Consider the following 241-nt stretch of genomic DNA (forward strand, 5'->3'; position numbering starts at 1 on the left):
GGCTTTCGTGTACCGCTTGCCCAACGCCACATCCTTGTAGAACTCGCTGATTTCAGCATTGCTCCACCACTTTCCCGCCGCCGGTGGCGTTGGGTCGGTTCGAGTTGAGCGTGGCTGAACGTTTTCCGGAGGGATGGTTCGGTCTGGGGTCGGTGCTGCCGAAGCTGGCTGCGCGTCTTTGAAGGCTTGGAACAGCGCAGCGGCGCGGTATGCGTCGTTGGCTGTCTGGGCCTCGATCAAA

Annotated in this window: 1 protein-coding gene; it reads right to left on the reverse strand. The window is 61.0% G+C overall.

Going from position 1 to position 241, the window contains the following annotated elements:
- A partial coding sequence (locus tag SB717_RS39125) for a hypothetical protein (protein ID WP_410908671.1) occupies positions 1-241 on the reverse strand: 241 nt, incomplete at both ends.

Source organism: Priestia sp. SIMBA_032, assembly GCF_046535215.1.
GTDB lineage: Bacteria > Bacillota > Bacilli > Bacillales > Bacillaceae_H > Priestia > Priestia aryabhattai.